The following is a 4,038-nucleotide window of genomic DNA, read 5'->3' as shown; positions in this document are numbered from 1 at the left end:
CGCGGCTGGTGTTGCTGCAGCCGGCCGCGGGCCAGGCCGCCGCGCCTGCCATCGCGGGACTTGAGATCGTCCAATTCGAGGCCGACCTGTTCGACACGGTGGCGATGCTCGCGGCCAGCGTTGCCGGCCGCTCCGTTGCGTCCCATGCGGCGGCCGGGGCGCTCGGCAAGCTCGCTGGCGAATTGCACCTGGCGAAGTACGCTGTGCTCGTGTACGAGGCCGGGCAGATGCCATCCCAGGCCGCCTTGATCATCGAAGCGATCAACCGGATCGTCTCGACGCTGAACTTGAAGACCCGCGCCGCCGCCTTGCCGCTGGGCGGTGGCGACGGCGCCTCGACTGTCAACGCGGTGTTCACCTGGCTCGGCGGCCTGCCGCTGCGCTCCCGTGCTTCGCCGGCCGGCCTGGAACACGAGCCACTGCGCTTCGATGCACAGCGCCTGCTCGCGGATGGCGCAGTCGACGCGCTGCTCTGGATCGCCAGTTTCGGCAGCGAGCCAGGGCCACCGCAGACCGACCTGCCGCGCATCGTGCTCGGCCACCCGGCATTTGCCGATGCAGTGCGGGGCAGCACGACGGTGTTCATCCCGGTGGCGACGCCCGGCATTGGATCTGCCGGGCACCTGTTCCGCATGGACGGCTCAGTCCTCATGCCCTTGCGTGCGCTCAAGGCCGATCCGCTGCCTGCCGTGGCCGATGTGCTCAAGCGCATCACGCAGGCGCTGCAACAGCCGCTTGGGGCCGACACATGACGAAGACATTGCGCCTGCGCGGAGGCCGCATCGTCGACCCCACCAACGGTGTCGACGGCGAAACGCGCGACCTGTTCGTGCGCGACGGCCGCATCGTGGCACTTGCGCCCGGTGAGGTGGCGACCGAAGAGATCGACGTCAGCGATTGCATCTTGATGGCCGGCGGGATCGACATGCACACCCACATCGGCGGTGGCAAGGTCAACCTCGCGCGCATGCTGCTGCCGGAGTTCCAACGCAGCGGTCCGAACCCGATCGCGCTGCCCGACAACCCGCTCGAACTCGCCTCCTGCGGCGGCTGCACGCCGGGCACGCTCGCGACCGGCTACCGCTATGTGGAGATGGGCTACACGGCGGCGTTCGAGCCGGCCATGATGGCCTGCAACGCGCGCCACACGCACATGGAGATGGGCGACACGCCCATCCTCGACCATGGCGCCTACGTGATGCTCGGCAACGACGAGCTGTTCCTCGAGATGCTCAGTCGCGGCGCAGATTTCGAGCGCATCCGCGACTACGCGGGCTGGACCATCAACGCCACCAAGGCGATGGGCATCAAGGTCGTCAACCCGGGTGGCATCTCGGCCTTCAAGTTCAACCAGCGCAAGCTCAATGTGGACGAAGACCATGTGCACTGGCGCGTCACGCCACGGCAGGTGGTGCACACCCTGGCGAAAGCGCTGCGCGAGCTCGGCGTGCCGCACCCCTTGCACATCCACGGCAGCAACCTCGGCGTGGCCGGCAACATCGAGTCCACGCTGGAGACCATCGCGGCGCTCGAAGGCCTGCCTGCCCACCTCACGCACATCCAGTTCCACGCCTACGGCACCGAAGGGCCGAAGAAGTTCTCCTCGGCTGCCATCCAACTGGCCGAGGCCGTCAACGCGCACCCCAATGTGAGCATCGACGTTGGCCAGATCATGTTCGGCCAGACCGTCACCGCCTCGGGCGACACGATGCGCCAGCACGCGCAATCGAGCCTTGCGAATCCGCGCAAGTGGATCGGTGCCGACATCGAGTGCGAGGCCGGCTGCGGGGTGGTGCCGTTCCGCTATCGCGACCAGAACTTCGTCAATGCGCTGCAATGGGTGATCGGCCTGGAGATCTTCCTGCTCGTGAATGACCCATGGCGTGTGGTGCTCACCACCGACCACCCGAACGGCGGCCCCTTCACCAGCTACCCGCACCTGATCCGCCTGCTGATGGACCGCAGCTTCCGCGCCGAGCAACTGGCGAAGCTGCATCCCGATGTGGCGGCGAACGCGGCGCTGAAATCGATCACCCGCGAGCTTTCGCTTTACGAGATCGCGATCATGACGCGCGCCGCGCCGGCCCGGCTGCTCGGCCTGACCGACCGCGGCCACCTCGGAGCAGGGGCGGCAGCCGACATCGCGGTGTACCGGGAGGGCGCGGATCGCGAGGCGATGTTCGCGACACCGGCCTACGTCTTCAAGGACGGCGCGCTGGTCGCGCAGGCAGGGCGCATCACCGCCGCGCCGGTTGGCGGCACGCATTTCGTCGCGCCCGAATACGACCGCAGCATCGAGACCCTGCTGCGCAAGCACCTCGCCACGCATGGCGGCGTCAATTTCGATCAGCTCGCGATCGGCCACGATGAGCTGTGCAGCTGCTGCAACGGTGGGCGCCTGCTGCCGGCCGCGTGCTTCGAGGTCAGCCCGTGACCGATTCACGTGTGATCAACGGCGTCGTCATCGACGACACCTTTGCCGAAGCCTTCCCGATGAAGGCCACGCGTCTGATCGTCACGGCCCACAACATGACCTGGGCCCGGCACGCGGCCGCCAGTGCGACCGGCTTCGCGACCTCGGTGATCGCCTGCGGCTGCGAGGCCGGCATCGAACGCGAACTCGGCCCGGAAGAAACGCCCGACGGCCGCCCTGGCTGTTCGCTGCTGATCTTCTCGATGTCCGGCAAGGAACTCGCGAAGCAGGTCGAGCGCCGGGTGGGCCAATGCGTGCTGACCTGCCCGACCACCGCCGTGTTCGCCGGCATCAGCGAAGGCGAGGCCATCGCGCTCGGCAAGAACCTGCGCTTCTTCGGCGACGGCTGGCAAATCTCGAAGCTGATCAACGGCGTGCGCTACTGGCGCGTGCCGGTGATGGACGGCGAGTTCGTCGCGCAGGAAACGACGGCGGTGACCAAATCGGTCGGTGGCGGCAACCTGTTGATGCTCGCGACGGACACCGAGGCTGCGCTGCATGCCGCCGAGTCCGCGGTGGCTGCGATGAAGCGCCTGCCGAATGTGGTGATGCCGTTCCCCGGTGGCGTGGTGCGTTCGGGCTCGAAGGTCGGCAGCAAGTACGCGGCGCTCAGCGCCTCAACCAATGACGCCTTCTGCCCCGGCCTCTACGGCCTCGTGGCCAAGAGCGAACTCACGCCCGAGGTGCGTTGCGTGCTCGAAATCGTGATTGATGGCCTCACCGAGGCCGATGTCGGCGCGGCGATGCGCGTGGGCATGGACGCCTGCGTCGAGATCGGCGCGGCCGGCGGGATGCTGCGGGTTTCGGCCGGCAACTATGGCGGCAAGCTGGGGCCTTACCACTTCCATCTGCACAAGCTGCTCGATGCCGCCGGGGGCAAGCAATGAGCCGCGTGCGTTTCGTCCTGAAGCAGCCACCCGCGTTGCGGGTCGATCTGCGCGGCGTGACACCGGCAGCCCTCGCAGGGCTCACGCTGGTGCAGATCGAGCGGCTGCCCGTGACGCACGGCATGCAGACCTTGCCGCTCGCCGAGTTCTTCTCGGTCGCCTGCGACGACTCGCCCGAGGCGGGCGGCGAACTGGTGTTCGAGGGTGACCTGTCGCGCTTCGACCGCATTGGCTGGCAGCTCGCCGGTGGGCGGATCGTGGTCGCGGGCCCGGCGGGAGACTACGTTGGCGCCTGCATGACCGGTGGCGATGTCCAGGTGCAGGGCAACGCCGGCTTGCTGGCCGCGTGCGAAATGGCGGGCGGCACGCTGACGATCGCCGGCAATGTCGGCGACCACGCCGCCAGCACCTTGCCTGGCAGCATGGACGGCATGCGCGGCGGCACGCTGATCGTGCGCGGCAACGCCGGTGATCGATTCGCCGACCGCATGCGGCGCGGCACGGTGCTGGTGTTTGGCAATGTTGGCGACTTCCTCGCATCGCGGCTGGTCGCGGGCACCATCGCCATCGGTGGGCAAGCCGGCGCGCACGTGGGCTACGGCATGCGCCGCGGCAGCGTCGTGTTCGTGGGTCCGGCGCCTGTCCTGCCACCGACCTTCGTGCCGGCACTGGTCGACG

General features: G+C 68.2%; 4 protein-coding genes. All 4 read left to right on the top strand.

The window, feature by feature from the left end; genetic code table 11:
• Nucleotides 1-752, top strand: a 752-nt coding sequence (locus tag FKP22_RS32535) for a molybdopterin-binding domain-containing protein (RefSeq protein WP_510606724.1), incomplete at its 5' end; no start/stop codon positions are given.
• A complete protein-coding gene (locus FKP22_RS23125) occupies nt 749-2,434 on the top strand; it encodes a formylmethanofuran dehydrogenase subunit A (protein WP_141290026.1) in 1,686 nt (561 codons plus the stop codon). The genes FKP22_RS32535 and FKP22_RS23125, both read left to right, overlap by 4 nt.
• Nucleotides 2,431-3,360 carry a formylmethanofuran--tetrahydromethanopterin N-formyltransferase gene (fhcD, locus tag FKP22_RS23120; protein WP_141290025.1) on the top strand — a complete coding sequence of 310 codons (930 nt, stop codon included), beginning with the start codon at nt 2,431-2,433 and terminating at the stop codon, nt 3,358-3,360. Before FKP22_RS23125 ends, fhcD begins: the two co-directional genes overlap by 4 nt.
• Nucleotides 3,357-4,038: formylmethanofuran dehydrogenase subunit C (locus tag FKP22_RS23115; RefSeq protein ID WP_141290024.1), on the top strand; the 682-nt coding region annotated here is incomplete at its 3' end. The genes fhcD and FKP22_RS23115, both read left to right, overlap by 4 nt.

The organism is Ideonella azotifigens, from assembly GCF_006519715.1.
In the GTDB taxonomy this organism is placed as follows: domain Bacteria; phylum Pseudomonadota; class Gammaproteobacteria; order Burkholderiales; family Burkholderiaceae_C; genus Ideonella; species Ideonella azotifigens.
Note: the sequence above shows the minus strand (reverse complement) of the source record. Positions and strands in the feature narration are given on the sequence as shown.

Coding starts and splice junctions, on each gene's coding strand:
- FKP22_RS23125 (WP_141290026.1), top strand. CDS start 749: ATGACGAAGACATTGCGCCTGCGCGGAGGCCGCATCGTCGACCCCACC.